The 24,377-nt window shown below is 75.7% G+C and carries 23 protein-coding genes; 12 read left to right on the top strand and 11 right to left on the bottom strand.

Annotated elements, in window-relative coordinates; genetic code table 11:
- Positions 1-3 precede the first annotated feature (3 nt).
- Positions 4-1,491 carry an NAD-dependent malic enzyme gene (locus tag ACFC2L_RS01800; RefSeq protein WP_375822520.1) on the bottom strand — a complete coding sequence of 496 codons (1,488 nt, stop codon included), beginning with the start codon at positions 1,489-1,491 and terminating at the stop codon, positions 4-6.
- Between the two features lie 416 nt (positions 1,492-1,907).
- The gene (locus tag ACFC2L_RS01795) at positions 1,908-2,723 is read right to left on the bottom strand and encodes an HAD-IB family hydrolase (RefSeq protein WP_375822519.1); all 816 of its coding nucleotides are present in this window, start codon (positions 2,721-2,723) and stop codon (positions 1,908-1,910) included.
- 144 nt (positions 2,724-2,867) lie between these two features.
- Here ACFC2L_RS01795 and ACFC2L_RS01790 point away from each other — a divergent pair, with 144 nt between their 5' ends.
- Genes ACFC2L_RS01790 through ACFC2L_RS01775 form a run of 4 tightly spaced genes read left to right on the top strand, consistent with a single transcriptional unit; the run spans position 2,868 to position 6,103 of the window.
- Positions 2,868-3,584, top strand: a complete 717-nt coding sequence (locus ACFC2L_RS01790) for a pilus assembly protein FlpE (protein ID WP_375822518.1) — start codon at positions 2,868-2,870, stop codon at positions 3,582-3,584.
- Entirely contained in the window at positions 3,581-4,825 is a 1,245-nt protein-coding gene (locus ACFC2L_RS01785; RefSeq protein WP_375822517.1) for a TadA family conjugal transfer-associated ATPase, read from the top strand. The genes ACFC2L_RS01790 and ACFC2L_RS01785 overlap by 4 nt, the downstream gene beginning before the upstream one ends.
- Positions 4,826-4,832: 7 nt before the next feature.
- Positions 4,833-5,483 (top strand): hypothetical protein, encoded by a 651-nt coding sequence (locus ACFC2L_RS01780; RefSeq protein ID WP_375822516.1) that lies wholly within the window; start codon positions 4,833-4,835, stop codon positions 5,481-5,483.
- Positions 5,480-6,103, top strand: coding sequence for a type II secretion system F family protein (locus tag ACFC2L_RS01775; RefSeq protein ID WP_375822515.1), 624 nt, complete (start codon positions 5,480-5,482; stop codon positions 6,101-6,103). Before ACFC2L_RS01780 ends, ACFC2L_RS01775 begins: the two co-directional genes overlap by 4 nt.
- Before the next feature lie 14 nt (positions 6,104-6,117).
- Here ACFC2L_RS01775 and ACFC2L_RS01770 read toward each other — a convergent pair whose 3' ends face one another.
- Entirely contained in the window at positions 6,118-6,525 is a 408-nt protein-coding gene (locus ACFC2L_RS01770) for a hypothetical protein (protein WP_375822514.1), read from the bottom strand.
- Between the two features lie 151 nt (positions 6,526-6,676).
- Here ACFC2L_RS01770 and ACFC2L_RS01765 point away from each other — a divergent pair, with 151 nt between their 5' ends.
- The 3 genes from ACFC2L_RS01765 to ACFC2L_RS01755 are packed head-to-tail and all read left to right on the top strand — an operon-like array spanning position 6,677 to position 7,773.
- Positions 6,677-6,883 (top strand): DUF4244 domain-containing protein, encoded by a 207-nt coding sequence (locus ACFC2L_RS01765; protein ID WP_375822513.1) that lies wholly within the window; start codon positions 6,677-6,679, stop codon positions 6,881-6,883.
- 3 nt (positions 6,884-6,886) lie between these two features.
- On the top strand, positions 6,887-7,309 hold the full coding sequence (locus ACFC2L_RS01760) for a TadE family type IV pilus minor pilin (RefSeq protein WP_375822512.1): 423 nt from the start codon (positions 6,887-6,889) through the stop codon (positions 7,307-7,309).
- Positions 7,306-7,773, top strand: coding sequence for an Rv3654c family TadE-like protein (locus ACFC2L_RS01755; protein ID WP_375822511.1), 468 nt, complete (start codon positions 7,306-7,308; stop codon positions 7,771-7,773). The genes ACFC2L_RS01760 and ACFC2L_RS01755 overlap by 4 nt, the downstream gene beginning before the upstream one ends.
- 121 nt (positions 7,774-7,894) lie before the next feature.
- Here ACFC2L_RS01755 and ACFC2L_RS01750 read toward each other — a convergent pair whose 3' ends face one another.
- Positions 7,895-10,417 (bottom strand): DEAD/DEAH box helicase, encoded by a 2,523-nt coding sequence (locus ACFC2L_RS01750; RefSeq protein WP_375822510.1) that lies wholly within the window; start codon positions 10,415-10,417, stop codon positions 7,895-7,897.
- A 103-nt stretch (positions 10,418-10,520) separates the two neighbouring features.
- Here ACFC2L_RS01750 and ACFC2L_RS01745 point away from each other — a divergent pair, with 103 nt between their 5' ends.
- On the top strand, positions 10,521-11,168 hold the full coding sequence (locus ACFC2L_RS01745; protein ID WP_375822509.1) for an SRPBCC family protein: 648 nt from the start codon (positions 10,521-10,523) through the stop codon (positions 11,166-11,168).
- A 150-nt stretch (positions 11,169-11,318) separates the two neighbouring features.
- Here ACFC2L_RS01745 and ACFC2L_RS01740 read toward each other — a convergent pair whose 3' ends face one another.
- The 3 genes from ACFC2L_RS01740 to ACFC2L_RS01730 are packed head-to-tail and all read right to left on the bottom strand — an operon-like array spanning position 11,319 to position 14,080.
- Positions 11,319-12,719 (bottom strand): M18 family aminopeptidase, encoded by a 1,401-nt coding sequence (locus tag ACFC2L_RS01740; protein WP_375822508.1) that lies wholly within the window; start codon positions 12,717-12,719, stop codon positions 11,319-11,321.
- A 54-nt stretch (positions 12,720-12,773) separates the two neighbouring features.
- Positions 12,774-13,490 (bottom strand): hypothetical protein, encoded by a 717-nt coding sequence (locus ACFC2L_RS01735; RefSeq protein WP_375822507.1) that lies wholly within the window; start codon positions 13,488-13,490, stop codon positions 12,774-12,776.
- A complete protein-coding gene (locus ACFC2L_RS01730) occupies positions 13,487-14,080 on the bottom strand; it encodes a sigma-70 family RNA polymerase sigma factor (protein ID WP_375822506.1) in 594 nt (197 codons plus the stop codon). Before ACFC2L_RS01730 ends, ACFC2L_RS01735 begins: the two co-directional genes overlap by 4 nt.
- Positions 14,081-14,196: 116 nt before the next feature.
- On the opposite strand from ACFC2L_RS01730, the gene ACFC2L_RS01725 reads away from it, so the two are divergent.
- Positions 14,197-15,027, top strand: a complete 831-nt coding sequence (locus ACFC2L_RS01725; protein ID WP_375822505.1) for an alpha/beta hydrolase — start codon at positions 14,197-14,199, stop codon at positions 15,025-15,027.
- 21 nt (positions 15,028-15,048) lie between these two features.
- Here the strand turns inward: ACFC2L_RS01725 and ACFC2L_RS01720 are convergent, their stop codons facing one another.
- Positions 15,049-16,470: a hypothetical protein gene (locus ACFC2L_RS01720; protein ID WP_375822504.1), complete on the bottom strand. Its 1,422-nt coding sequence runs from the start codon at positions 16,468-16,470 to the stop codon at positions 15,049-15,051.
- A complete protein-coding gene (locus tag ACFC2L_RS01715) occupies positions 16,467-17,048 on the bottom strand; it encodes a sigma-70 family RNA polymerase sigma factor (RefSeq protein ID WP_375822503.1) in 582 nt (193 codons plus the stop codon). Before ACFC2L_RS01715 ends, ACFC2L_RS01720 begins: the two co-directional genes overlap by 4 nt.
- A gap of 234 nt (positions 17,049-17,282) precedes the next feature.
- On the opposite strand from ACFC2L_RS01715, the gene ACFC2L_RS01710 reads away from it, so the two are divergent.
- Positions 17,283-19,607 (top strand): sodium-translocating pyrophosphatase, encoded by a 2,325-nt coding sequence (locus tag ACFC2L_RS01710; RefSeq protein WP_375822502.1) that lies wholly within the window; start codon positions 17,283-17,285, stop codon positions 19,605-19,607.
- An 85-nt stretch (positions 19,608-19,692) separates the two neighbouring features.
- Here ACFC2L_RS01710 and ACFC2L_RS01705 read toward each other — a convergent pair whose 3' ends face one another.
- Positions 19,693-21,930: a glycoside hydrolase family 3 N-terminal domain-containing protein gene (locus ACFC2L_RS01705; RefSeq protein ID WP_375822501.1), complete on the bottom strand. Its 2,238-nt coding sequence runs from the start codon at positions 21,928-21,930 to the stop codon at positions 19,693-19,695.
- A gap of 132 nt (positions 21,931-22,062) precedes the next feature.
- The gene (locus ACFC2L_RS01700) at positions 22,063-22,746 is read right to left on the bottom strand and encodes a TetR/AcrR family transcriptional regulator (protein ID WP_375822500.1); all 684 of its coding nucleotides are present in this window, start codon (positions 22,744-22,746) and stop codon (positions 22,063-22,065) included.
- A 162-nt stretch (positions 22,747-22,908) separates the two neighbouring features.
- On the opposite strand from ACFC2L_RS01700, the gene ACFC2L_RS01695 reads away from it, so the two are divergent.
- Together ACFC2L_RS01695 and ACFC2L_RS01690 are read left to right on the top strand one after the other, a co-directional pair.
- Positions 22,909-23,646 (top strand): DUF981 family protein, encoded by a 738-nt coding sequence (locus ACFC2L_RS01695; protein ID WP_375822499.1) that lies wholly within the window; start codon positions 22,909-22,911, stop codon positions 23,644-23,646.
- Positions 23,647-23,739: 93 nt separating this feature from the next.
- The gene (locus ACFC2L_RS01690; protein WP_375822498.1) at positions 23,740-24,360 is read left to right on the top strand and encodes a hypothetical protein; all 621 of its coding nucleotides are present in this window, start codon (positions 23,740-23,742) and stop codon (positions 24,358-24,360) included.
- The last annotated feature ends 17 nt before the right edge of the window (positions 24,361-24,377 follow it).

The raw sequence follows: 24,377 nt of genomic DNA, 5'->3' as shown, positions 1-24,377 counted from the left end.
GGGTCAGGCCTCCGGGGTGGTCGGGGCCGGCGAGGCCGACGGGGATGCTGTCGCGGACGCGACGCGCGGGAGCCCGCCGGTGAGCGCGGCGGGCTCGGTCGCGTCCGCCTCGCGCGCGGCGCGCTCGACCGCGGCGGCGACGAGCGACGTCACCTCGGGGTTGAACACGCTCGGGATGATGTAGGTCGGGTTGAGCTGGTCCTCGTGGATCGCGGACGCCAGGGCGCGCGCCGCGGCGAGCAGCATCCCGTCGGTGATGCGGTGCGACTGCGCGTCGAGGAGGCCGCGGAACACGCCCGGGAACGCGAGGACGTTGTTGATCTGGTTCGCGAAGTCGGAGCGCCCGGTGCCGACGATCGCCGCGTGCCGCGCCGCGTCGTCCGGGTCCACCTCGGGGCGCGGGTTCGCCATCGCGAAGACGATCGCGCCGGGCGCCATGCGCGCGACGTCGTCGCCGGTGAGGACGTCGGGCGCGGACACGCCGATGAAGACGTCCGCGTCGACGACGGCCTCGCGCAGCGTCCCCGTGACGTGGCGCGGGTTGGTGTTGACGGCGGTCCACGCGAGCGACGGCGACAGCCCCGGTCGCGCCGGGTGCACGACGCCCTCGACGTCCGCGACGACGACGTCGTGCGCGCCCGCCGCGAGGAGCAGCTTGAGCACCGCGGTCCCGGCGGCGCCCGCGCCCGACAGGACGATGCGCACGTCGGACAGCTCCTTGCCGACGACCTTGAGCGCGTTCGTCAGCGCCGCGAGCGCGACGATCGCCGTGCCGTGCTGGTCGTCATGGAACACCGGGATGTCGAGCTCGGCGCGCAGCCGCGCCTCGATCTCGAAGCAGCGCGGCGCCGAGATGTCCTCGAGGTTGATACCGGCGAACACGGGCGCGATGGCCTTGACGGTCCGCACGATCTCGTCGACGTCGGTCGTGTCCAGCGCGATCGGGAAGGCGTCGATGTCCGCGAACCGCTTGAACAGCGCGGCCTTGCCCTCCATGACGGGCAGCGAGGCGAGCGGGCCGATGTCGCCCAGCCCGAGCACCGCCGAGCCGTCGGTGACCACCGCGATGGTGTTGCGCTTGATCGTGAGGCGGCGGGCGTCGTCGGGCTTGGCGGCGATGGCCTCGCACACGCGCGCGACGCCGGGCGTGTAGATCATCGACAGGTCGTCGCGGTTGCGGATCGGCACCTTGGACTCGATCTGCAGCTTGCCGCCCAGGTGCAGCAGGAACGTGCGGTCGGAGACGCGGTCCACGACGACGCCCGGCAGCGCGCGCAGCGCCTCCACGATCTGCCCGGCGTGCTCCTCGCCGCGCGTCGCGACCGTGACGTCGACCGTGATGCGCTCGTGGCCCGACGCCGTGACGTCGAGGGCGGAGACGATCCCGCCCGTGTGCTCGATCGCCGTCGTCAGCTCGCTCACGGCGGTGGGGCGCGCCTCGACCTGCAGGCGGACGGTGATGGAGGAGGAGACACTCGGCGCTGACGTCATGGGCTCCAGTATCGCGCGGCGACCACGCGCCCGGCACGACGACGGCGCCCCGTCAGGAGCGCCGTCCCGCCAGCATCGCGGCGGCTATCAGGCGTGCAACCGTGTCCGCTGCAACGGCGCGAGGTGGCCGTCGTGGCCGGGTCTCGTCCGGTCAGCGAGTCCCTACGTGGACTTCCTGCGCGTGGGTACCGCCGAGATGCTGTTGTCCCTCCATCACAGCCCGGGCGGGCGGGGAGCGCAACCCGTCGGCCGCGACTTCCACACCCTGTTCTACGACCGTTCGAACGCCCGGGTGCGGTTGGTCCGGGACGTCCGGATCAGGACCGCGAGATAGCGATCCCCGGCGCCGAAACCCTTCTGGATCATGCTGGGAGTCGCTATCTCGGCCGGGGGTCGCTATCTCGCGGCGGGCGGTCCTAGCGCCGCCGGCGCAGGGTGCGCCACACCAGCCACGCCACGACGCCGAGCGCGACGACCCCCGCCGCGGCGAGGAGCGGCGTCGAGCCGGCGAGGTGGGAGCGCAGCGCGACGGGCTTCGAGAACGTCAGGGCGCCCCAGCCGTGCTCGGCGGCGAGCCGGCGCAGCGTCCGGTCGGGGTTGACGACGAACGCGTGCCCGACCGCGCCCAGCATGGGCGCGTCGGTCACCGAGTCGGAGTAGGCGTAGCTCGCCTCCAGGTCGTACCCCTCGCGCGCGGCGAGCTCGCGGATCGCGGCCGCCTTGTTCTCGCCGTACGCGTAGAAGTCGATCGCGCCCGTGTACCGGCCGTCCTCGACGGCCATGCGCGACGAGATCGCGTGGTCGGCGCCCAGCACCGCCGCGATGGGCTCGACGACCTCGCTCCCGGAGGCGGACACGATGACCACGTCGTGCCCGTGCTCGTGGTGGGACTCGATCAGCTCGACCGCCTCCGCGTAGACGACGGGGTCGATGTGCTCGTGCAGCGTCTCCTCGACGATGCGCGACACCGTGGCGACGTCCCACCCGGTCACGAGGCTCGACAGGTGCGCGCGCATGCGCTCGGTCTGGTCCGCGTCGGCACCGCCCACCATGAACAGGAAGTGCGCGTAGGCGCTGCGCAGCACGTCCCCGCGGTTGATGAGCCCGCCGGCGAAGAACGGCCGGGAGAACGCCGCGGCCGACGACGTCGCGATGATCGTCTTGTCCAGGTCGAAGAACGCGGCGACCCGGCCGGCGCGCGGCGGGTCCGTCGGGTCCAGGAGCGGAGTCACGGTCGCGAGCCTAGCCGCGCAACGTGGCCGTCCACAGGAGCGCTCGCCGAGGCACCCGTCCACAGGTGGTACGTCCCGCCCGACGCCGCCCGCCCGGCCACGGCAGGGTGGGGCGCCGGTCGACGGGCGGTAGGGGAGGACGCGATGGGCGGGACGGTCGTGGCGGTGGTGGGAGCGCGCGGCGGCGCGGGGGCGAGCGTGGTCGCCTCCTCGCTCGCCCGGGCGGTGGCACGACGGCGCGCCCCCACCTGCCTGGTCGACCTCGCGCTCGTGGGCGGCGGGCTCGACGTGCTGCTCGGCATCGAGCAGGACCCGGGCGTGCGCTGGCCCGACCTCGCCGACGCGCGCGGCCGGCTCGACGGCGAGGACCTCCTCGCACGCCTGCCGCGGTGGGGCACGGTCCCGGTCGTCAGCACCGAGCGCGGCGGCGGCCCGGAGCCCGCGGCGCTCGCAGACGTCGTGGCGGCGCTCGCCGAGGCCACGTCCGGCCGGTCGGGGGTGCTCGTGCTCGACGTCGACCGCGCCGCGCTCGGGTCCGGTGCCGCGGGCGCGGGGCTGCTCGGCGCGTGCGACGAGGTGCTGGTCGTGACGCCGCTCGACGTGGCCGGCGTCGCGGGTGCGGCGGCGGTGCGCGACCGGGTCCCCGGTCCGGCGGCGCTCGTCCTGCGCCGGCCGGCTCCGGGGCGGTTGTCCGGCGGCGAGGTCGCGGACGCCGTCGGGCTCGGGGTCGCCACGACGGTCGGCTGGGACCGGGGCCTCGCCGGAGCGATCGAGCGCGGCCAGGGCCCGTGCGTCGGGCGCGGGCCGGTCGTCCGCGCGGGACGTGACCTCGCGGCGCGGTACGCGGGGAGCCTCGGGTGAGCGGGCGCGACGCCAAGCCGGGACGCTCGGAACGGGGGCGCGGCCCGCTGCTGGACGGCGTCCGGGACCGCCTCGTGCGGGCCGGCGCGGAGCCTGGCCCGGGCTCGGCGGGACCCGACGACGCGGCCGTCGCCGACGCGCTGCGGGCGTCCGGGCGCGTGCTCGGCACGACCGCCCTGCGGGAGCTGACGCGCACGGCGCACGCGGAGATCTTCGGCGCCGGACCGCTCCAGCGCTACCTCGACGAGCCGGGGGTGACCGACGTGCTCGTCAACGGGCCCGACGAGGTCTGGGTCGACCGCGGCGCCGGGCTCGAACGCGTCGTCGTCCCGCTCGGAGGGCCGGAGGCCGTGCGGTCGCTGGCCGTGCGGCTCGCCGCCGCGGGCGGCCAGCGCCTCGACGACGCCTCGCCCGTGGTCGACGCCCGGCTCCCCGACGGGACGCGCCTCCACGCGGTGGTGGCGCCCGTGTGCGGGGCCGGGGCCGTGATCTCGCTGCGCGTGCTGCGGACGCGGACGTTCGGCCTGGCCGACCTCGTCGCGTCCGGCACGGTCCCGCGCGACTGGGAGCCGGTCCTGCGCGGGCTCGTCGCGGCGCGCGCGAGCGTGCTCGTCTCCGGTGGGACCGGGACCGGCAAGACGACGCTGCTCGCCGCGCTGCTCGCGCTCGTCCCGCCCGACGAGCGCATCGTCTGCGTCGAGGAGGCGCGCGAGCTCGACCCGGACCACCCGCACGTCGTCCCGCTCACCGCACGCCGGGCGAACGTCGAGGGCGCGGGCGGCGTCGACCTCGCCGACCTCGTGCGCGCCGCGCTGCGGATGCGACCCGACCGCATCGTGCTGGGCGAGTGCCGCGGTGCGGAGGTCCGCGAGGTGCTCATGGCGCTCAACACCGGCCACGAGGGCGGGCTGGCGACCATCCACGCCAACGACGTCGAGGTGATCCCCGCCCGCCTGGAGGCGCTCGCGGCCCTCGCGGGGATGGACCGTGCCGCCGTGGCGGCGCAGGCCGTCGGCGGGCTCGACGTGGTGCTGCACCTGCGCCGCGTGCGCGCGGGCGGCACGACCCGGCGCGTGCTCGCCCAGATCGGTGTCGTGCGAGGCGACGTCCGGGCCGGGCTCCGGGTCGACGTCGCGGGCTCGTGGGACGGGGCGGTTCCGCGCGGTGGGTCTTCCGGCGAGGACGAGGGGCCCGTCGCGGGCCCGGCCTGGGACGAGCTCGTGGCGCGGTGGTGCGCGTGAGGTCGACGTGACGGTCCTCGTGGGTGCGCTGGTCGGTGCCGCGGTCTGGTGCGCGACGGCGCGGGGCGGGCGCCGGGCCCGCGGCGTCGTCGGCCCGTGGTCGCCGCGGCCCGGGCGACGGCTGCACCTGCGGGGCCGGTCCCGGGCACAGGCCGTGCCGGAGCTCGTGCGCGTCGTCGTGACGCAGGTGGGGTCGCTCCTGCGGTCCGGGGCCGCGCCCGGTGCCGCGTGGGAGCGGGCCCTCGGGGTGCGGGTCGACGCCGCGGGCGTCCCCCGCGTCGTCGACCTCGCGCCGCACGTGGGCGGGCTGCCCACCGCGCGCGCCCTCGTGGCGGCCTGCCGGCTGGCGGTCGAGGTGGGCGCACCGCTGGCCCCGGTGCTCGACGAGGTCGCGGCCTCCGTGGCGGCGGACGCGGAGGCCCGCGCGGAGCGGGACGCCGCGCTCGCCGGGCCGCGGGCGACCGCGCGCGTGCTCCTGTGGCTCCCGGCCGTGGGCGTCCTGCTGGGCTACGTCCTCGGCGCCGACCCGCTCGGCACCGCGACCGACGGCGGCATCGGGTCCGTCGGGGTGCTCCTCGGGCTCCTGCTCCTGCTCGCGGGACGCACGTGGTCCGGGCGGCTCGTCGAGCGGGCACGCGCCGCGGGGGAGGACCGGTGAGCGCGCTCCTGGTGACGGCGTGGGTCCTGGCGGCGACGACGCCGTGGTGGGCGGCGCGGGCGGCCGTCGTGCGACGGGCCGGCGCTGTGGCCCAGCAGGACGGTGCGGCCGGAAGCCCTGACGGGACGGGGGATGTGGGGACGCGGAGGGCCGGGCGCGGAGGGCGGGAGCGCGCGGAGGACGCCGGGCCCCTCGAGACGGGCGTGCTCCTCGAGCTCCTCGCGGCCGCGGTTCGGTCCGGCGCCGCGGTGCCGCGCGCCCTGGACGTCGTCGGGTCGAGCGTCGGTGGTCGTGAGGGTGCCGCGCTGCGGGCCGCGGGCGCTGCCCTCCTCCTCGGCGCGTCGTGGGACGCCGCCTGGGCGACGGCCCCGCCGCGGCTCGCGGTCGTGCAGCGCGCGCTGCGTCCGGCCTGGCTGCACGGCGCAGCGCCCGCGCCCGCGCTGCGCGCCGCGGCGCAGGCGTCGCGCCAGGACCGGACCGCCGCTGCCAAGGCCGCCGCGGCGCGCCTCGCCGTGCACCTCGTCCTCCCGCTCGGCGCCTGCTTCCTCCCGGCGTTCGTGCTCGTCGGGCTCGTCCCCGTCCTCGTCTCGCTGGGGTCAGGTCTGGTGGGCGGACGGTGAGCCTCGGCTCCCTGCTACGCGGACGGCTCCCGGCGGGTGACGCGGAGCCCTGCGACCACTAGTCCTGAGACCCCCACCCCGCCCAGGACGAGAGCGGCGGTCGTGATGCCGGGGAGGACCGTGCGGGACGTGTGCACCTCGCGGCCGTCCGGTAGATGCCACGTGCAGTCGAGGCGGGCCGGCAGGAGCGTGAACCGTCCGACCACGCGGTCGGTGTAGCCGTCGAACCTGGGTGGCGCCTGCTGCTCCAGCAGGCAGGCGATCGAACCGTCGTTCGCGTGCCGGTAGCGCACGACGGCGGTCGGGGCGAGCGCCACCAGGACGGCAACGACGACGCACAGGATTCCGCCGGCGAGGGCCGCCAGGCGCGCGCGGTCGAGGCGCGTCGTCCGCGCCGCACCCTCCTCCGACGCTCGTGCCACGCCAGGATGCTACGCGCGTGGGCGTCCACAGGCCCGGATCGAGAGGGTCCCGTCCACCATCGATAGTCGGATCCCTACGTGAGCACGCCTGCGTGCGGCACGGTGGCGCCGCACGCCCGCGACCGCGGGCCACGAGAAGGGGGAAGCACCCATGGCAGGACATGTACGGCGCGTGCTCGCGCGCCTCACGGGCGACGGCACGGGGCAGGACGCCGAGTCCGGCCTTGCGACCGCCGAGTACGCGATCGCGACGGTCGCGGCGGCGGGCTTTGCCGGGCTGCTCATCGTCGTGCTGAAGAGCGGCGAGGTGCGCGAGCTGCTGCTCGGCATCGTGCGCAGCGCGCTGTCGCTGGGCTGAGCCGTGCGACAGGACGCAGGCGCGGGCACCGGTGCGTGGCGCAGCTTCCGGTCGCGGGCGCTGCGCTCGCCGGAGGTCCGGTCGCGCGGCGATCGGGAGCGGGGTGCGGTCACGGCCGAGCTCGCCGTCGCGCTGCCGGCGGTCGTCCTCGTCCTCGTCGTCGTCCTCACCCTCGCCGCGGCGGCGGGCGCCCAGATGCGCTCCGCCGACGCGGCGAGGGCCGCAGCCCGTGCGGCGGCGATCGGCGAGGACGACGCGACCGTGCGCGCGACGGCGCTCCGGGTGGCGGGGGACGACGCGACCGTCGGCGTCGTGCGCGGCGACCCGTGGGTCGAGGTCCGGGTCACGACGCCCGTCGTCGGTGGGTGGCTCTCGGGGTCGCCACTGCGCGCGAGCGGCGAGGCCGTCGCGTGGGTCGAGCCATGACCCGGGAGCGGGCCGCCGTCCGGCGAGACGCGGCCGCGCGTGCGCGGGCGAGGCGCCGTGCCGGTCGCCGCGCTGCCCTGGCCGGGGCCGGGCGGCACGACGAGGCGCCCGACGCGGAGCGCGGCGCGGGCACGGTGCTGGTGCTCGGCATCGTCGCCGTCGTGCTCGTGCTCGCCCTCGGGCTGGGCGCGCTCGCGCACGCCCAGGCGGCCCGCGGGGCGGCTCAGACCGGCGCCGACCTCGCGGCGCTCGCGGCGGCAACGGCCGCCCGCGACGGCTGGGAGCCCTGCAGCCGCGCCCGTGAGGTCGCGGCCCGCAACGCGGTGGCGGTCACCGCGTGCGCAGAGCAGGGCGGCGGGGTCGTGCGGGTCGACGTCGCCTCGACCGCCGGCGTCACCGTCCTCGGCGTCGCGCTGGGCCGGGCGACGGCTGCCGCCCGCGCCGGCCCGGCGACCGCACGCTGAACGAGCGCCCTGGTCGCGGTGACCACCCACCCTGACCGGCCCAGGCGACCACGCGGCGTCGGGCACAGAAACCCGGTTCTACCTCGCGCAAACCAGGGCTCTACCTCGCGCGACCACGGTTCTACGGGGTGGGGGCGTGGGCGAGGACGGCGTCGAGCAGGCGGACGGCGGCGGCCTTCTCGAGCGGGGCGTTGTACGACCCGCACTTGGGGGACTGCACGCACGCCGGGCAGCCGTCGTGGCAGGGGCAGCGCGCGATGGCGTCGCGCGTGGCGCGCAGCCACGTCGCGCCGAGCTCGTACCCGCGCTCGGCGAAGCCCGCTCCGCCGGGGTAGGCGTCGTGGACGAACACGGTCGCCTCGCCGGTGTCGGCGTGCAGGGCGGTGGAGACGCCGCCGAGGTCCCAGCGGTCGCACGTCGCGAGGAGGGGGAGCAGGCCGATGGACGCGTGCTCGGCGGCGTGCAGGGCGCCGGGCAGCTCGTCGGCGTCGACCTCCGCCTCCTCGATCACGGACGCGGGGACCGTCCACCAGACGGCCATGGTCGGCAGCGTGCGCTCGGGGAGGTCGAGCGTCTCGGTGCCGAGCACCTGCATGTCCGGGAGCCGTCGGCGCTGGAAGCTCACGACCTGCGAGCACACGTCGACCGGGCCGTACCCCCAGCCGACGGGCCCCCAGGACCGCTCGACGACCTCTCGTCCGGCGGCGACGTCCCCGTCCGCGGGCTCGTCGACGATCGTGATGGACGTCGTGGACCGGGACCACGTCCCGTGGTCGACGTCCTGGCGGCGCACGAGCGCGACGTGGTCGGTCAGGTCGAGGTGCTCGACGACGTAGGTGCGGCCCTGGTGGACGTACACCGCGCCGTCGTGCACGGACCCGTCCGCGGACGCCGCGTCGACCGTGCCGAGCAGCCGGCCGGTGCGGGCCTCGGCGACCCGCACGGGCGCGCCGCCCGAGCCGCGCAGGTCGGTCATGCCCGACGCGGGCTGCGCGTGCGTCCAGTACCACCCGGAGGAACGACGGCGCAGCGCGCCCCGGGCGACGAGCACGTCGAGCAGGCCGCGCACCGCGTCGGGGTCGCCGAACGCCGCGAGGTCGTCGGACCGCAGGGGGTTCTCGGCAGCGGCCGCGCACAGGTGGGGCGCGAGGACGTAGGGGTTCGCGGGGTCGAACACGGTCGCCTCGAGCGGGGCGTCGAGCACGGCCTCGGGGTGGTGCACGAGGAAGGTGTCGAGCGGGTCCTCCCGGGCGACGAACGCGACGAGTCCGTCGGCCCCCGCGCGCCCGGCGCGTCCCGCCTGCTGCCACACCGACATGCGCGTGCCGGGCCACCCCGCGATGAGGACGGCGTCGAGCCCGGAGATGTCCACGCCGAGCTCGAGCGCGTTGGTCGTCGCGAGGCCCAGGACGTCGCCCGCGCGCACGGCGTCCTCGAGCTCGCGCCGCTCCTCGGGCAGGTAGCCGCCCCGGTAGGCGGCGACGCGCCGCACGAGCCGCGGGTCGACGACGCGCACGCTGTCCTGCGTCTGCACCGCGACGGACTCCGCGCCGCGACGCGAGCGGGTGAACGCGAGCGTGCGCGCGCCCGCGATGACGAGGTCCGCGAGCAGGTCCGCCACCTCGGCCGTCGCGCTCCGACGGGGATGCTCCGCCGCGGCGTCGACCGTCGTCGGGACGGTCGGGTCGTCCTCGCGGCCCTCGGCGGGCGTGTCGGAGGGCCCGGCCGCGGACGTCGCGTCGAATCCCACGACGACGGGCGGCTCCCACAGCGCGAACGTCTTGCGCCCCGCGGGCGAGGTGTCCCGCGCGACGGTCACGACGTCGTCGGGCTCGACCCCGACGAGCCGCGCGGCGCTCGTCGCGGGGTCGGCGGTCGTGGCCGACGCGACGACGAACGTCGGCGGGCGGTCGCCCTCGCGCGCGTAGTGCGCGGCGAGGCGCCGCAGGCGGCGCAGGACGAGGGAGACGTGCGCGCCGAACACCCCGCGGTAGGCGTGGCCCTCGTCGACGACGACGTAGCGCAGGTCGCGCAGCAGCCGCGACCAGCCGCGGTGGTACGGCAGGAGCGCGAAGTGCAGGAAGTCGGGGTTGGTCAGCACGACGTCGGCGTGCTCGCGGACCCACCGCCGCTCGTCCTGCCCGGTGTCGCCGTCGCACGTCGCGACCCGGACGTCGCGCGTCCCGGCGGCGTCGAGCAGCCGCTGGAGCCCTGAGAGCTGGTCCGCGGCGAGCGCCTTGGTGGGGGACAGGTAGAGCACGGAGCCGCGGCGTGCGACCGACTCGATGCGGCCGGGGTCCAGGACGCGCGCGGCGGCGTCGGCCCGCACCGCCGAGAGCGCGGGCAGCCAGAACGCGAGCGACTTGCCGGACCCGGTCGACGTGGCGAGCGCCACGTGCCGACCGGACCAGGCGGCGTCGGCCGCGGCGACCTGGTGCTCCCACGGGCGCTCGACGCCGAGCGCGCGGTAGCCCGCGACGAGCGACGCGTCGGCCCACCCCGGCCAGTCGGCCTGCACCCCCTCCCGAGCGGGCAGCTCGCGCACGTGCAGCAGCCGCTCGTCGCGCCGCCCGCCCGCGCGCAGCACGTCGAGCAGGGCCGCGCTCGTCGGTCGCAGGGAGGTGGGGGAGGGGGCGTGCGGCACGCCTCCGAGTCTCCCACCTCCGGCCCGTCCTTCGGCCGACGGCGGCCGCGCTCGGGACTTCCGGCCCTCGCGCGGCGCGCGCCGCGCGGCCGAGGATCGACGCATGGGAGCGGTGCGCGGGGTCCGGGTCGTGGTGACGACGGCGCTCGCCGTCGGGGCGCTCCTGCTCACTCGGCGCATGACCCAGACCTGGGGCACCTGGGAGGGCGAGCACGAGTGCGTGCTGCCGGGCGACGACCTCGTGCCGGACGCGCGCGCCGTCGTCGCGACGCGGGCCGTCACGATCGACGCGCCACCGGCGGACGTGTGGCCGTGGCTCGTGCAGCTCGGCCAGGGCCGCGGCGGCTTCTACTCCTACGACGCCCTGGAGAACCTGGTCGGCCTGGACATCCGCAGCGCCGACGCGATCGAGGAGCGCTGGCAGGACCTGGCCGTGGGCGACGACGTCCACCTCGCCGACGAGGCCGTGCTGCGCGTCGCGGAGCTGGAGCCGGGATCGCACCTCGTGCTGCTCGGCACGCCCGGCCCGGGGCAGCCGGACACGATGCCGTTCCGGTTCTCGTGGGCGTTCGTCGTCCGCCCGCTCCCGCCGGGCGAGGACGGCGTGCCGCGCTCACGCCTGCTGGTCCGCGAGCGCTACCTCCCGCGCGGCGCCGCAGGCCGCGCCGTCGTCGAGGCGGTCCAGCCCGTGAGCTTCCTCATGACGCAGAAGATGCTGCGCGGCGTCCGCGCCCGCGCCGGACGTGAGTGACGTATCAGCCCGCTCGCCGACCCCGCCCCCGCGACCCCTCCGACCGCCGACCAGGCGATCGTGGCCGCCCGAACAGGTGGTCCTGGTCCGTCCGACGCGCGGGACGAGCCAGGACCACCGGTTCGGCCGGGTGGAGGAGGGGGAGGGGGGTCAGCCGCGGAAGATCTCCGCAACCGCGCGGGAGAGGTACCACGGGTCGACGACCGCCGTCAGCTCGCGCGCGGAGTGCATCGAGAGGATGGGGACGCCGACGTCGACCGTGCGGATGCCGAGGCGCGTCGCCGTGAGCGGGCCGATCGTCGAGCCGCACGGCACGGTGTTCTTCGACACGAACTCCTGGCTCGGCACCCCGGCCCGCGCGCAGGCCCGGGACCAGGCCGCCGCGCCGTGCGCGTCGGTCGTGTACCGCTGGTTCGCGTTGATCTTGAGGATCGGCCCGCCGCCCGCGAGCGGCCGGTTCGCGGGGTCGTGACGCTCCGGATAGTTGGGGTGCACCGAGTGCCCGACGTCGCTCGACACGCACAGCGACGCCGCGAGCTGGCGGTGCCGCTCCTCCTGCGTCGCGCCGAGGCCGGCCGCGATCCGGTCGAGCACGTCCGCGAGGAACGGGCCCGACGCCCCGGACCGCGACTCCGAGCCGATCTCCTCGTGGTCGAACGCCGCGAGCACGGGGATCACGTCGCCCTCGACGGGTCGGTCGGACGGGCCCGCGACCTCCAGCAGGGCGACGAGCCCCGCGTGCACCGAGAGGAGGTTGTCGAGCCGCCCGGACGCGAGGAACGCGTCGTGCGCACCGAAGACGCGCGGCGGCTGCGTGTCCGCGACGACGACGTCGTACCCCGCGACCTCGCTCGCGCGCACGCCCGCGTGGCGCGCGAGCTCGGCGAGCACGTCCCCGCCGTTCGTCCCGTGCGCCGCGCCCGCGACGTCGGACCCGGCCGGTCCCGACGCTGACGCGAGCCCCCACACGGGCTGCGTGTGCTGCTGCTTGTCGAGCGTGAGCCCGTCGTTCGCCGCACGGTCGAGGTGGATCGCGAGCTGCGGGATGCGCAGGAGCGGGCCGGTGCGCACGAGGTGCTCCGCGCCGTCGGACGTCACCAGCCGCCCGGCGAGCTCCAGCTCACGGTCGAGCCACGAGTTGAGCAGCGGCCCGCCGTAGATCTCGACGCCCGCCTGCCACCAGCCCTCGCGGCCCACGCTCGGGCGCGGCTTGAGCTTGAACCCGGGTGAGTCGGTGTGCGCGCCGAGGACCGCGAACGGCGTCGTCGCGGTCGCGCCCGCGGGGACGGCCCACGCGATCACGGCGCCGTCGCGCACGACGACGTACCGCCCGCCCGCGCGCCCGTCGCCCTCGCTGCCGGTCGCCGGCGGCCACGCCGCCGTCTCGTCGAGCCGTTCGAAGCCGACGGCCTCCAGGCGGCGCGCGACCTCGTGCGCCGCGTGGTAGGACGACGGGGACGCCTCGACGAAGGTCGCGAGGTCCTGGGCGTGCGCACGCGCGCGTTCGTGGGGGGTCGGGTCGGTCACGGCGGGCGTGGTCGGTGAGGTCACCCGCCCATCATCGCCCACGGCGGGGTCCTCACCCCGGGTCGCTGGCGGGAAGAGTCACCCGACGACGACCTCGAACGGTGCGCTGACGATCGTCGTGGACGTGCCGGTGGTGCCGTCCCAGGCGTCGAGGTCGGCGGTGCTCCCGAGCGCGTCGACCTGGAGCACGTAGTAGCCGGTGTAGGTGCCGGGCGCGAGCGCGCCGCCGTCGCACGGGCTCGTCGGGGTGATGCCGAAGGGCTGGTGCTCCCCGGACGCGAGGTCGATCGCGTGGAACGGGTCGGGCTCCATCATCGGCACGGCGACGACCACCGCGTCGTCGACGAGCACCGTGCGTGCGAATCCGTTCGACGCCGCGACGAACGGCTCCTCGCCGTGGTTCGTGAGCTCGAGGGACCCGACGTCACCGTCTCCGTCCTGCACGCCGAGGACCCCGGCCCCGCCCGGCCCGGTGAGCGTGAGCGTCGTCGTGGCGGCGAGGTCCGCCTCGGGAGTCCCGCACGCCACGGTCGTCCCGGTGAGCGGTGCGACGACCTCCGGAGGGGCGGACGTGGCCGCGGGCGGGGGTTCGGTGGCACGCCATCCCGGGAGTCCCAGCGCCGCGGCTGCGACACCGACCCCGACGACGCCGGCCGTCACGATCCCGGCCGTCGCGGTGCGGCGGACGCGTCGTCCGCGGCGGACCCGGTGCTGGACGTCGGCGAGCGGCAGCACGACGCCCTCGCGTCGTGGCGTGTCGGCGAGATCGTGGAGGAAGTCGTCGAGGCGGGTCATGCGTCTGCCCTCCGAGGCGCGGTCGGGGCGTGGGGTGTCACGAGCCCGACCTGGTCGTCGGTGTCGTCGTCCGCAGTGTCGTCGAGGGGACCCAGGAGGGTCTCGAGCTTGCCGACGGCGTTGTGCAGGTAGCGCTTGACCGTCCCCACGGAGAGCCCGAGGTGCTCGGCGATCCGCGGGACGGTGAGGTCGTCGTAGTAGCGCAGCACGACGCACGCGCGCTCCTGCGGCGCGAGCGCTCGTAGCGCGTCGCGGACGTCGGCGGAGGTGTCGGCGGCCTCCGCCGGTCCGTCCCGGTGCCTGGGAACGGCGACGAGGTGCTCGACGTCGCGCCAGCGCCGGGAGCGCCGGTACCCGTCGACGTACAGCGAGAGGATGGCGCGGCGCACGTACGACTCGGGAGCGTCGGGCCACCGGTGGCGACGGGACCGGACGAACACGCGGACCACGGCCTCCTGCGCGAGGTCCTCGGCGGCGGCGATGTCCCCGGTGAGGAGGTACGCGTAGCCCACGAGCGCGCTGCCGCGGTCCCGCACGAGCACCGTGAGCGGGTCGTCGTCGGGGCGGTCCTGGCCGGTCGCTGGTCGCACGGTCCTCCTCGAGGTGGGACGTCGCGGGTGCGTTCGTCTTGTCGCACTCTGAGACGAGCGGCGCCCGCGAAACGTTGTACCGCGCGGGGCGCGGGCCCGCTCCCTAGGGTGGGTGCGTGAGCGCAGGCCGAGGAGCGGACGCGCCGGACCGCGCGACGACCTGGGTCGTCCTGCCCGGGCTGGCGCTGACGCCCGAGGACTTCGCGCCGCTGGTGGGCGAGCTCCGAGACGCCGCGCGCACCGACGACGTCCGCGTCCTCGACGCGTGGCGCACCCCGGTCACCGGGCCGGTCGACGCGGTGCGGACGGCCCTGCGGGTCGACGGCTCCGGACCGGTGGGCCTCGTCGGTCACTCCGTGGGCGGGCTCGCCGCGCTGGAGTGGGCGCTGCTCCACCCGGACGAGGTGCGCCGTCTCGTGCTCCTGGACCCGACGAGCCCGTGGGAGCCGCACCTCCCGGCCCTGCACCCGGGGCGGCCGACCGCCCGGGCGGGGGACGCGCTGGCTGCGCTGGTCGGCAGCGCGCTCGGGACGGCCGGACCGGCCCTGCGACGCGGGGCGGTGCGGGTCGTCGCCCGTCGCGCGGACCCGCTCCCGCGCGACGTGGCGCGGGTGCGCTACGGGAGCGCGAGCACCTGGACGATGCTCGCCCACGAGTGGTTCGCGAGCTGGGAGCAGGCGCCGCGCGTGCGCGCGCTGCTCGACTCAGGGCGCTCCCTGTCCACGGCGGCGGACCCGTTGCTCGTCACGGGTCTGCGCGGGGGCGCGCGCTTCCTGCGGCAGCAGCGCGAGCTGTCCGACCGGCTCGCCGTCCCGCGCGTCGGCCTCGCGGGCGAGGGGCACCTGTTCCCGCTCACCCGGCCCGACGTCGTCGCCCGCCTCGCGGCGGGTGCTCACCGCACGGAGCGGCCGACGCCGGGCGCACCGCACGGGCACGCCCGGCCCTGACCGGCCCGGATCCGCGCCGGGTCAGGTGATCGTCAGCCGGACCGGTGCCGAGACGAGCCAGCCCTTGTAGAGGCTCCCGTTCGCGGTCTCGGCGCCCCACGACCCGTCGAGCTGCTGGAGCGAGTACCGCGTGATCATCCACGGGTGCACGACCTGCACGGTGTACTCGCCGGGCGGCAGCGACGCGTCCGAGGGCAGCCCCCACTCGCACGCCACCGCGGTGGTGACGGCGTGGTCGAGCTGCTCGGTCGCGCCCGGCTCGAGGACGGCGTACGCCTCGGAGTCGGTGGCCGGCACGGTCGAGCTGACGATGACCCCGTCCTGGGCGACGACGTACGCACGGAGCCAGCGGAAGTCGACCGTCTCGGTGCGCGCCGTGGGGAGCCCGGCGAGCCGGGCGGCGAGGGTGACCTCGGTCCCGCTCGCCACCGAGAGGGCTCCCGGGGTCTCGAGCCGTGCGAGGAGCTCGTCGCCGGTCGGGGAGGGGGCGGGCATGCCGCACCGGAGGCCCTCGTACGACGGCGCGGCGGGGAATGTCGTCGTCGGGCCGGTGAAGGCCCCGGGCACCGGGTCGGGGGTCGCCGGGGGCGCTGAGTGCTCAGCGTCGGGGGCGGCCGAGACCGTGAACGGGACAGACGGCGTCACGAGCCAACCGTCGAACAGCGGCTCGCCCGACCCGGTGGCGGCGGTCACGGCCTCGCCCCAGGCACCGTCGCGCTCCAGCGCGTACGACGACACGACCCAGGGGACGACCACCGCGAGCTCGTAGTCGCCCGGCAGGAGCGACGGCGAGTGCTCCGTGACGCCGGCGGGGTCGCACGAGGCGGACGAGTCGACCGACGTGGTGAGGTCGAGCACGTCGCCCTCGGCGAGGTCGACCGGCGCCGCGCCGTCGAGGTTCGTGGGCGTCACGGACGACACCACGAGCCCGTCCTGCACGACGACGTACCCGGTGAGCCCGGCCGGGTCCAGGGCGCTCACGCGCGCGGCGGCGTCGACGGACACGCGGCCCGTGACCTCGACGAGGTCCGGGGACGCGACGGTGACGGCGGCCGGGTCGACCGACGCCGTCGCCAGCAGGTCGCTGCCCGTCGCCGTGGGTGCGGGTGCGCCGCACCGGAGCGCGTCGGTCGTGACGGGCGAGGGGAACGCGGCCCGGTACGTGGGCGTCGGGCTCGGCGTGGGCTCGGGGCTCGGGGCGGGAGCGGGCAGGACGGGGCGAGGGTCCTCGGCGAGCAGGGCGTTCGCGCCGACGCCCGCGGCGGCGACGGCGAGCACGGCGGCCGTGCCGACGAGCACGGCGCGACGCCGGCGGACGTGGCGCACGCCGTCGCGGACGAGACCGGCGGACGTCGCGTCGTCGGTGCGGGGGACCACCTCGTCGGCGACCGAGCGCAGCACGACGTCGAGGTCGACGGGGCCGGGGTTCGTGGGGCGGTTCATCGCGCACCTCCAGGGGCGGACGGGGCGGGCGGGGTGGAGGGGGCGGTGCCGCGGACGGGAGGCGTGACGGGCAGGTCGTCGTCGGCGACGCGCAGCGGGCCGAGCCGTGCCGCGAGCTTGGCGTTCGCGTCGCTCAGGTACCGCTTGACGGTGCCCTCGCTCAGCGAGAGCCGTTCCGCGACGTCCCGGACGGTGAGGTCGGAGAAGTGGCGCAGGACGACGCACGCGCGCTCGCGGGGAGCCAGCACGCCGAGCGCCTCGACGACGTCGACGCGCGCCTCGACGACCGGTTCGACGCGGTCGGCCGGGTCGGACGGGGCGAGGAGGTGGCGCACGCCGTCCCAGCGCCGCCGCCGTCGGGTGCCGTCGAGGAACCCGCTGAGGACCGCGCGCCGGACGTAGCTCTCGGCGAGAGCGAAGTCGGTCGCCGCGCGGCCCCGCCGGAACGTCCGGAACAGGGCGTCCTGCACGAGGTCCTCCGCCTCCGTGACGTCTCCGGTCAGGAGATGGGCGTAGCCCACCAGGGCGCGTCGCCGCGTGCGGACGATCTCGTCCAGCACCTCTTCCCATCGCGCCATCGCGACCGCCTCCCCCGCTCGTGGAACCACTCTTGTCCTTCTCAACGACGGGGTCGAGGGTTTCGTTGGGGTGGCGGGAGAGCGCGGTTCAGCGCGGCCCAGGGCCGGTCGGCGCGCCGTGTTTGTGACGTCCTGCACGAGTGGTCGTGACGTGCGCCACACGTGCGTAGACTCACCCCCATCGCTCCGGCAGGGGACCGGCGCGACGGTCGCGCGGTTCGTCAAGGAGGACGGATGCTCACGCTCGGTTCGGAAAGTCTCACCATCGTCACCGTCATCGCGGTGATCGCGCTCGTCGCGCTGGTCTTCGCGTTCGTCCTGCGCAGACAGGTCCTGGCCGCGGAGGACGGCACGGCGAAGATGCAGGACATCGCCCAGGCCGTGCAGGAGGGCGCCGGGGCCTACCTGAGCCGCCAGTTCCGCACGCTCGCCCTGTTCGCGGTGATCGTGTTCGGCCTGCTGTTCCTGCTGCCCGGTGACGGCGGCATCCGCGTCGGGCGCTCGGTGGCGTTCCTCGTCGGCGCGGGGTTCTCGGCGGCGATCGGCTACCTCGGCATGTGGCTCGCGGTGCGGGCCAACGTGCGCGTCGCGTCGGCCGCGACCCGGCCCGGCGGACGCACCGAGGGCGCGCGCATCGCGTTCCGGACGGGCGGCGTCGTCGGCATGTCGGTCGTCGGCCTCGGCCTGCTCGGCGCCGCGGGCGTCGTGCTGATCTACAAGGGCGACGCCCCGGCGGTGCTCGAGGGCTTCGGCTTCGGCGCCGCGCTGCTCGCCATGTTCATGCGCGTCGGCGGCGGCATCTTCACCAAGGCGGCCGACGTCGGCGCGGACCTGGTCGGCAAGGTCGAGCAGGGCATCCCCGAGGACGACCCGCGCAACGCGGCGACGATCGCGGACAACGTGGGCGACAACGTGGGCGACTGCGCGGGCATGGCCGCCGACCTGTTCGAGTCGTACGCGGTGACGCTCGTCGCGGCGCTCATCCTCGGCAAGGCGGCCATGGGCGAGGAGGGCCTCGTCTTCCCGCTCGTGGTCACCGCGATCGGCGCGCTCGTCGCGGTGCTCGGCGTCTTCATCACGCGCGTCCGCGGCCAGGAGAACGGGCTCAAGGCCATCTACCGCGGCTTCTACCTCTCCGCGCTCATCGGTGCGGTGCTCGCCGCGGTCGCCGCGTTCGTCTACCTGCCCTCGTCGTTCTCGGCGCTCGACGGCACCGCGGACCTCGGCGACCTCTCGGGCCTCGCGGCCGACCCGCGCGTCGTCGCGAGCCTCGCGGTCGTCATCGGCATCGTCCTCGCCGGCATCATCCTGTGGATCACGGGTTACTTCACCGGCACGACGTCCAAGCCGACCCTGCACGTGGCCGCCACCTCCCGCACGGGCGCGGCGACGGTCGTCCTGTCCGGCATCGGCGTCGGGTTCGAGTCCGCGGTGTACACGGCGGGCGTGATCGCGGCCGCCATCTGCGGCCTGTTCCTCCTCGCGGGCGGCTCGGTGTGGCTCGCGCTGTTCCTCGTCGCGCTCGCCGGGTGCGGGCTGCTCACCACGGTCGGCGTCATCGTCGCGATGGACACGTTCGGCCCGGTCTCGGACAACGCGCAGGGCATCTACGAGATGTCGGTGGGGGAGAGCAGGGACGGTGGCAGCGATGTCGACGAGGCCGCGCAGATCCTCACCGACCTCGACGCGGTCGGGAACACGACGAAGGCCATCACCAAGGGCATCGCGATCACGACGGCGGTCCTCGCCGCGACCGCGCTGTTCGGGTCGTACGCCGACGCCGTGAGCCACGCGATGGCGGACGTCCAGACGGTCGGGAGCGGCCTCGTCACGGCGATGCTCGACTACGAGATCATCTCGCCGATCACGCTCGTGGGCGTGATCCTCGGCGCCGCGACGGTGTTCCTCTTCTCCGGCCTCGCGATCGACGCCGTGACGCGGGCCGCCGGCGCGATCGTGTTCGAGGTGCGCCGCCAGTTCCGCGAGCACCCGGGGATCATGACGTTCCAGGAGCGCCCGGAGTACGGCAAGGTCGTGGACATCTGCACCCGCGACTCTCTGCGCGAGCTCGCGACGCCGGGCCTGCTCGCCGCGTTCGCGCCCATCGCGGTCGGCTTCGGCCTGGGCGTCGGCCCGCTCGCCGGGTTCCTCGCCGGGGCGATCGGCGCGGGCGTGCTCATGGCGGTGTTCCTCGCCAACTCGGGCGGTGCGTGGGACAACGCGAAGAAGATCGTCGAGGACGGCGCGTACGGGGGCAAGGGCTCCGAGGCGCACGCGGCGACCGTCATCGGCGACACCGTCGGCGACCCGTTCAAGGACACGGCCGGCCCGGCGATCAACCCGCTCATCAAGGTCATGAACCTCGTGTCGGTGCTCATCGCCCCCGCGGTGGTGCTGATGAGCGTGCCGGCGGACGCGAACCACGCGCTGCGCATCGGCATCGCCGTGGTCGCCGCGGCGATCGCGTTCGGCGCGGTGATCATGTCCCGCCTGCGGGCGGCGCGGGTCGACCGCGAGGAGACGTCGGTCGAGCCGGAGCGGGTCGCGACCGGCGCCTGACCGGCAGCAGTCCAGCACACGACGACGCCCGGGCCTCCATGGCCCGGGCGTCGTCGTGTGCTGGTCTCGCGGACCGGGTCCGCTCTCAGCCCTTGACGATGAACGGCGCGCGCAGGAGCGCGTCCTCGCGGGACGACGGGCCGACGCGGAGCTCGAACTCGCCCGGCTCGACGACCCGGTGGCCCTGGGCGTCGACGAGCGTGCAGTCCGCGACGGGGACCTCGAGGTCGACCGTCACCTGCTCGCCGGGCGCGAGCGCGACCTTGCGGTACGCCTTGAGCTCCTTCTCGGCCCACGTCACCGACGTAACGGTGTCGCTCACGTAGACCTGCACGGTCTCGCGGACGGGCCGCGTGCCGGTGTTGGTCAGCGTGACCTGGGCGCGGACGACGTCGTCGGGGCCGTGCACCGAGCCCAGGACGCGCAGGTCCGCGTAGTCGACCGTCGTGTAGCTCAGGCCCTCCCCGAAGGCGAAGGCGGGGCGCTGGGTGAGATCGGCGTACCGGTCGCCGTGCTGGCCGCGGACCACGTTGTAGTACGTGGGCTGCTGGCCGGCGTGGTGCGCGAAGGAGATCGGGAGCCGGCCCTCGGGCTCGATCTGCCCGAGCACGAGCTCGGCCACGGCCTGCCCGCCGCGCATGCCGGGGTTCGCGGCCCAGACGATCGCGGCCGCTGCGTGGGCGGACGGCGGGAGCACGAGCGGCTTGGACGCGACGACCACCACGACGACGGGCGTGCCGGTCGCGACGAGCGCGTCGAGCAGCGCGACCTGGCCGCCGACGAGCTCGAGCGTCGCGGTCGACTTGCCCTCGCCGACGAGCTCGATCCGGTCGCCGACGACGGCGACGACGAGGTCCGCGTCGCGCGCCGCGGCCACGGCCTCGGCGATCAGCGCGTCGTCGGGCTTCGCGGGCACGACGACCTGCGGGCGTGGCTGCCCGTCGGGGAACAGCTCGCCCTCCGGGTCGGGCTCGAGCGTGAGGATGTCGGCGCCGCGCGCGTGCGTGACGGTCCAGCCCTCGGGGGCGAGGGCGCGGAAGCCGTCGAGGACGGTCGTGGTCATCTCGCGCGGGTGGCCGTCGGGCAGCCAGTCGGCCTGGCCCGACGCGCCGGCCCAGTCGCCGAGCTGTGTGTGGTCGTCGTCCGCGTTCGGCCCGACGACGGCGACCGTGCGCCCGCCCGTGAAGGGGAGCGTGCCGTCGTTCGCGAGCAGGACGAGGGAGCGCCGCGCGACCTCGAGGTTGACGGCGGTGTGCTCCGCCGAGGCGATGACGGCCTCCTGACGCGCGACGTCGGGGCGCCGCGGGTCCTCGAACAGGCCGAGCCGGAACTTCAGCGTGAGGATGCGGCGCACGGCCGCGTCGATCGCCGACTCCTCGACGAGGCCGCGCGCGACCGCCTCCAGCGCGCCCTCGAAGAACTTCGGCGTCGTCATGACCATGTCGTTGCCCGCGCGCACGGCGGCGGCGGAGGCGTGCACGTAGTCGGGCTGGATGTGCTGCTCCCAGACCATGCGGCCCACGTTGTCCCAGTCGGTCACGAGCGTGCCGGTGTAGCCCCACTCGCCGCGCAGGACGTCGTCGAGCAGCCAGCCGTTGACGGTGACCGGGACGCCGTCCATGGACTGGTAGCCGAGCATGAAGGTCGCGCAGCCCTCGCGGGCGACGCGCTCGAACGGGGGCAGGAACCAGGACCGGAGCTTGCGCGGCGAGATGTCGGCCTCGCTCGCGTCGCGGCCGCCCTGCGTCTCGGAGTAGCCGGCGAAGTGCTTGGCGGTCGCGAGGACGCCGGTGGGGTCCGCGAGGCCGTCGCCCTGGTACCCGCGCACCATCGCCGACGCGAGCTCGCCGATGAGGTACGGGTCCTCGCCGAAGGTCTCGTCGACGCGGCCCCAGCGCAGGTCGCGCGCGATGCACAGCACGGGCGAGAACGTCCAGTGGATGCCGGTCGCGGCGACCTCGACGGCCGTGGCGCGGGCGACCTGCTCGACGAGCTCGGGGTCCCACGTGGCGGCCATGCCGAGCTGCGTGGGGAAGATCGTCGCGCCGACCCAGAAGGAGTGGCCGTGGATGCAGTCCTCGGCGACGAGCAGGGGGATGCCGAGCCGGGTCTGCCCGGTGAGCGCGTGGGCCTCGACCACGTTCTGCGGGGACGTGTGCAGCAGCGACCCCGCGTGCTTGTCCAGGACCGCCGGCCCGACGCCGTCGCGCGCGTCGAGCTGCAGCATCTGCCCGACCTTCTCGGGGAGCGTCATCCGCGCGAGGAGGTCCTCGACGCGGTCGGCCACGGGCAGAGCGGGGTCGAGGTAGGGGAGGGTGCTCACGGACGGTCCTTCCACGGCGACGGCGACGGTTCCCGGGTGCGCGTCGAGCGGTCACGTCTCACGCGCTCGGGAGGCCCGGGCGCGGCCACTCTACCGGCAAAACTGAATAACCGGTAAGTAAGTTAGTGCGCCTCAGTGCCAGTGGTCCAGGAAGCGCGCGACGGTCTCGGTCGCGTGGTCCAGCACGCGCCCGTCCTCCGCCGCCGCCGCGGACAGCAGCGCCGCGTCGACGACGTGCGCCACCAGGTCGACGTCCGACACGTGCGCGTGGCCCGACGCGTCCAGCACGGTCTGCGCCGCGGCGAGCAGACGCGGCCGCGACGCGCGCATGATCGGCCGCAGCGCAGGGTCGCGCATCGCCGTCAGCATCGGGTCCAGCCGCACGTCGACCACGGTGTCGTCCACGTGCGGCGCGTACAGCGTCTCGATGAGCTCGCGCGCCGTCGCCGCGCTCGAACGAGGCTCCCGCGACAGCGCGTCGGCCCGCTCCTGCGCCGCCGTCGCGCGCACGTCCTCCGCGGCCTCGACCGCCGTCGAGACCAGCGACGCGCTCGTCGGGAAGTAGTACGACGCCGAGCCCTGCGGCACGCCCGCCGCCCGCGCCACCTGGCGGTGGGTCACGGCGCCGAAGCCCTCCTCGATGAGCAGGTGCGCCGCCGCCTCGGCCATCGCGCGCTGCCGCTGCGCGCTGCGTCCCTGCACCGTGGCGCGCGCGCCGTGCGGCGCGTCGTGCGTCGCGTCGTGGACCGCCCCGGCCCCCGCGCTCTCCCCGTCACGCCGCGCTTCCCGGTCGATGGTCCCCGCTCCCTCGTCCACGCGGCCATCGTAGTGAGGTCGACCCACCGGCTCCGGGCCGAGGAGGGTTCCACCTCGACGGGGCGGGTCTCTTCGCCGGGGGTGCGGACGGACCCGGTGCGGCGGGCGAGGAATAACCTATACGTTCGTATGGTTATCGCCCTCGGGTCGTGAGTGCGGCTCGTGGGAACGAACGAGGAGTGGACAGAGATGGTCGCCGCCGAGGGGCTCGTCATCGACTGGGCGCAGATGCCCACGTACAACACCGTGATGTCCGTCGCCGTCGGCGCCGGGCTGATCCTGCTGGTCATGCTCGGGCGTGAGCTGCTCCGATCGCCGGGGAAGGTCGTCGTCGAGGGCTGGTCGCTCGCGTTCGGCGTGCTCGGCACGATCCTCACGGCGACGGGGCTGCACATGACGCTCACGTGGCCGCTCGCCGCGGGCGGCTTCCCGTTCGACAACATCATCTTCGGCGAGACGAGCCTCGCGTTCGGCGTGCTGCTGGTCGCTGCGGCGTTCTACCTGTGGACCCGTGGCCGGACCGCGCTGGAGCGCGCGGACGCGACGGAGCACCTGCAGGCCGTGGCCCGCCCCGTCTCGGTGTTCGTGCTCGGCATGGGACTCGGCCTCGTCGCCATCGCGATCGCCGGCGTGACGTACCAGCTCTTCGCCGCCCCGCCGGAGGAGCCCATCTCGGGCGCGTTCGCCGCCTACCCGCTCGTCGAGGCGATCTTCATGTCCGGGCTCATCGCGCTCGTCGGCGTCGGCGCGATCCTCTTCCCCTTCGCCGTCCGCTCCGGTCGCCGGGTCGTCCGCGTCGTCATCGGGTGGGCGTGGGGCCTGTCCGGCGTCGCGTTCCTGCTGTTCGGCGCGATGAACTTCTTCACCCACATCGGGCTCATCGTCAACACGATGGGCTGACGACGGGTCGACGTCCGACGGGCGGGCAGGACCCGCGGGCCGGGACGGCTCGCGGGGTTCGCCTCGCGCGCGCGAGGCGTCATCATAGGGGCCATGCAATCACCGGTGCGCGCCGTGGCCCACGCCGCGGTCCTCGCCGTCGTCGCCGGGCTGTGCCTGGCCGTCGTCGCGAGCGGGGCGTTCGACGTCGTGTCGTTGCCCGACGCCGCCCCGGCCGCCGTGCCGTCGCCGCCCGCCGCGCCCCAGGGCGGGGACGCCGCCCCGGTGGACGACGGCGGCGCCGACGACGCCCCGGGGACCACGCCCGACGACGAGGCGGCCGAGCCGGGGGACGAGGCCGAGGGCACGACGGCGGACCCCGCCGCCGCGACCGCCGTCGACCCGGTCTGCCGGGACGCGGAGGTCGCGTGGGGGGTCGCCGCCAAGGCGCAGGTGAACCTGACCGTCGAGCACCCCGAGGCGCTGGTCGAGGGGTTCACGACGGCCCGCGACACGCTCGCGGGGGCCACGCCGCCCGGCGAGATCGCGCGCGACTGGGCCGTCGTGACGACGTATCTCACGATGATCGCCGACGAGGTCGAGGCGACCGGCGCACGCGACACGGGCGAGCTGTCCCGGGCGATCGACCGCGTCGGGCGGCGCATCGACACGGGCGCGCTCACGTCGTCGTCCCAGGCGGTCACCGACTACTTCCGGGCGGGCTGCACCCACTGACCGGGGGCGCGCAGGTC

This window comes from Cellulosimicrobium sp. NPDC055967, from assembly GCF_042269845.1.
GTDB lineage: Bacteria > Actinomycetota > Actinomycetes > Actinomycetales > Cellulomonadaceae > Cellulosimicrobium.
This window is presented reverse-complemented; position numbering and strand designations above follow the sequence as displayed.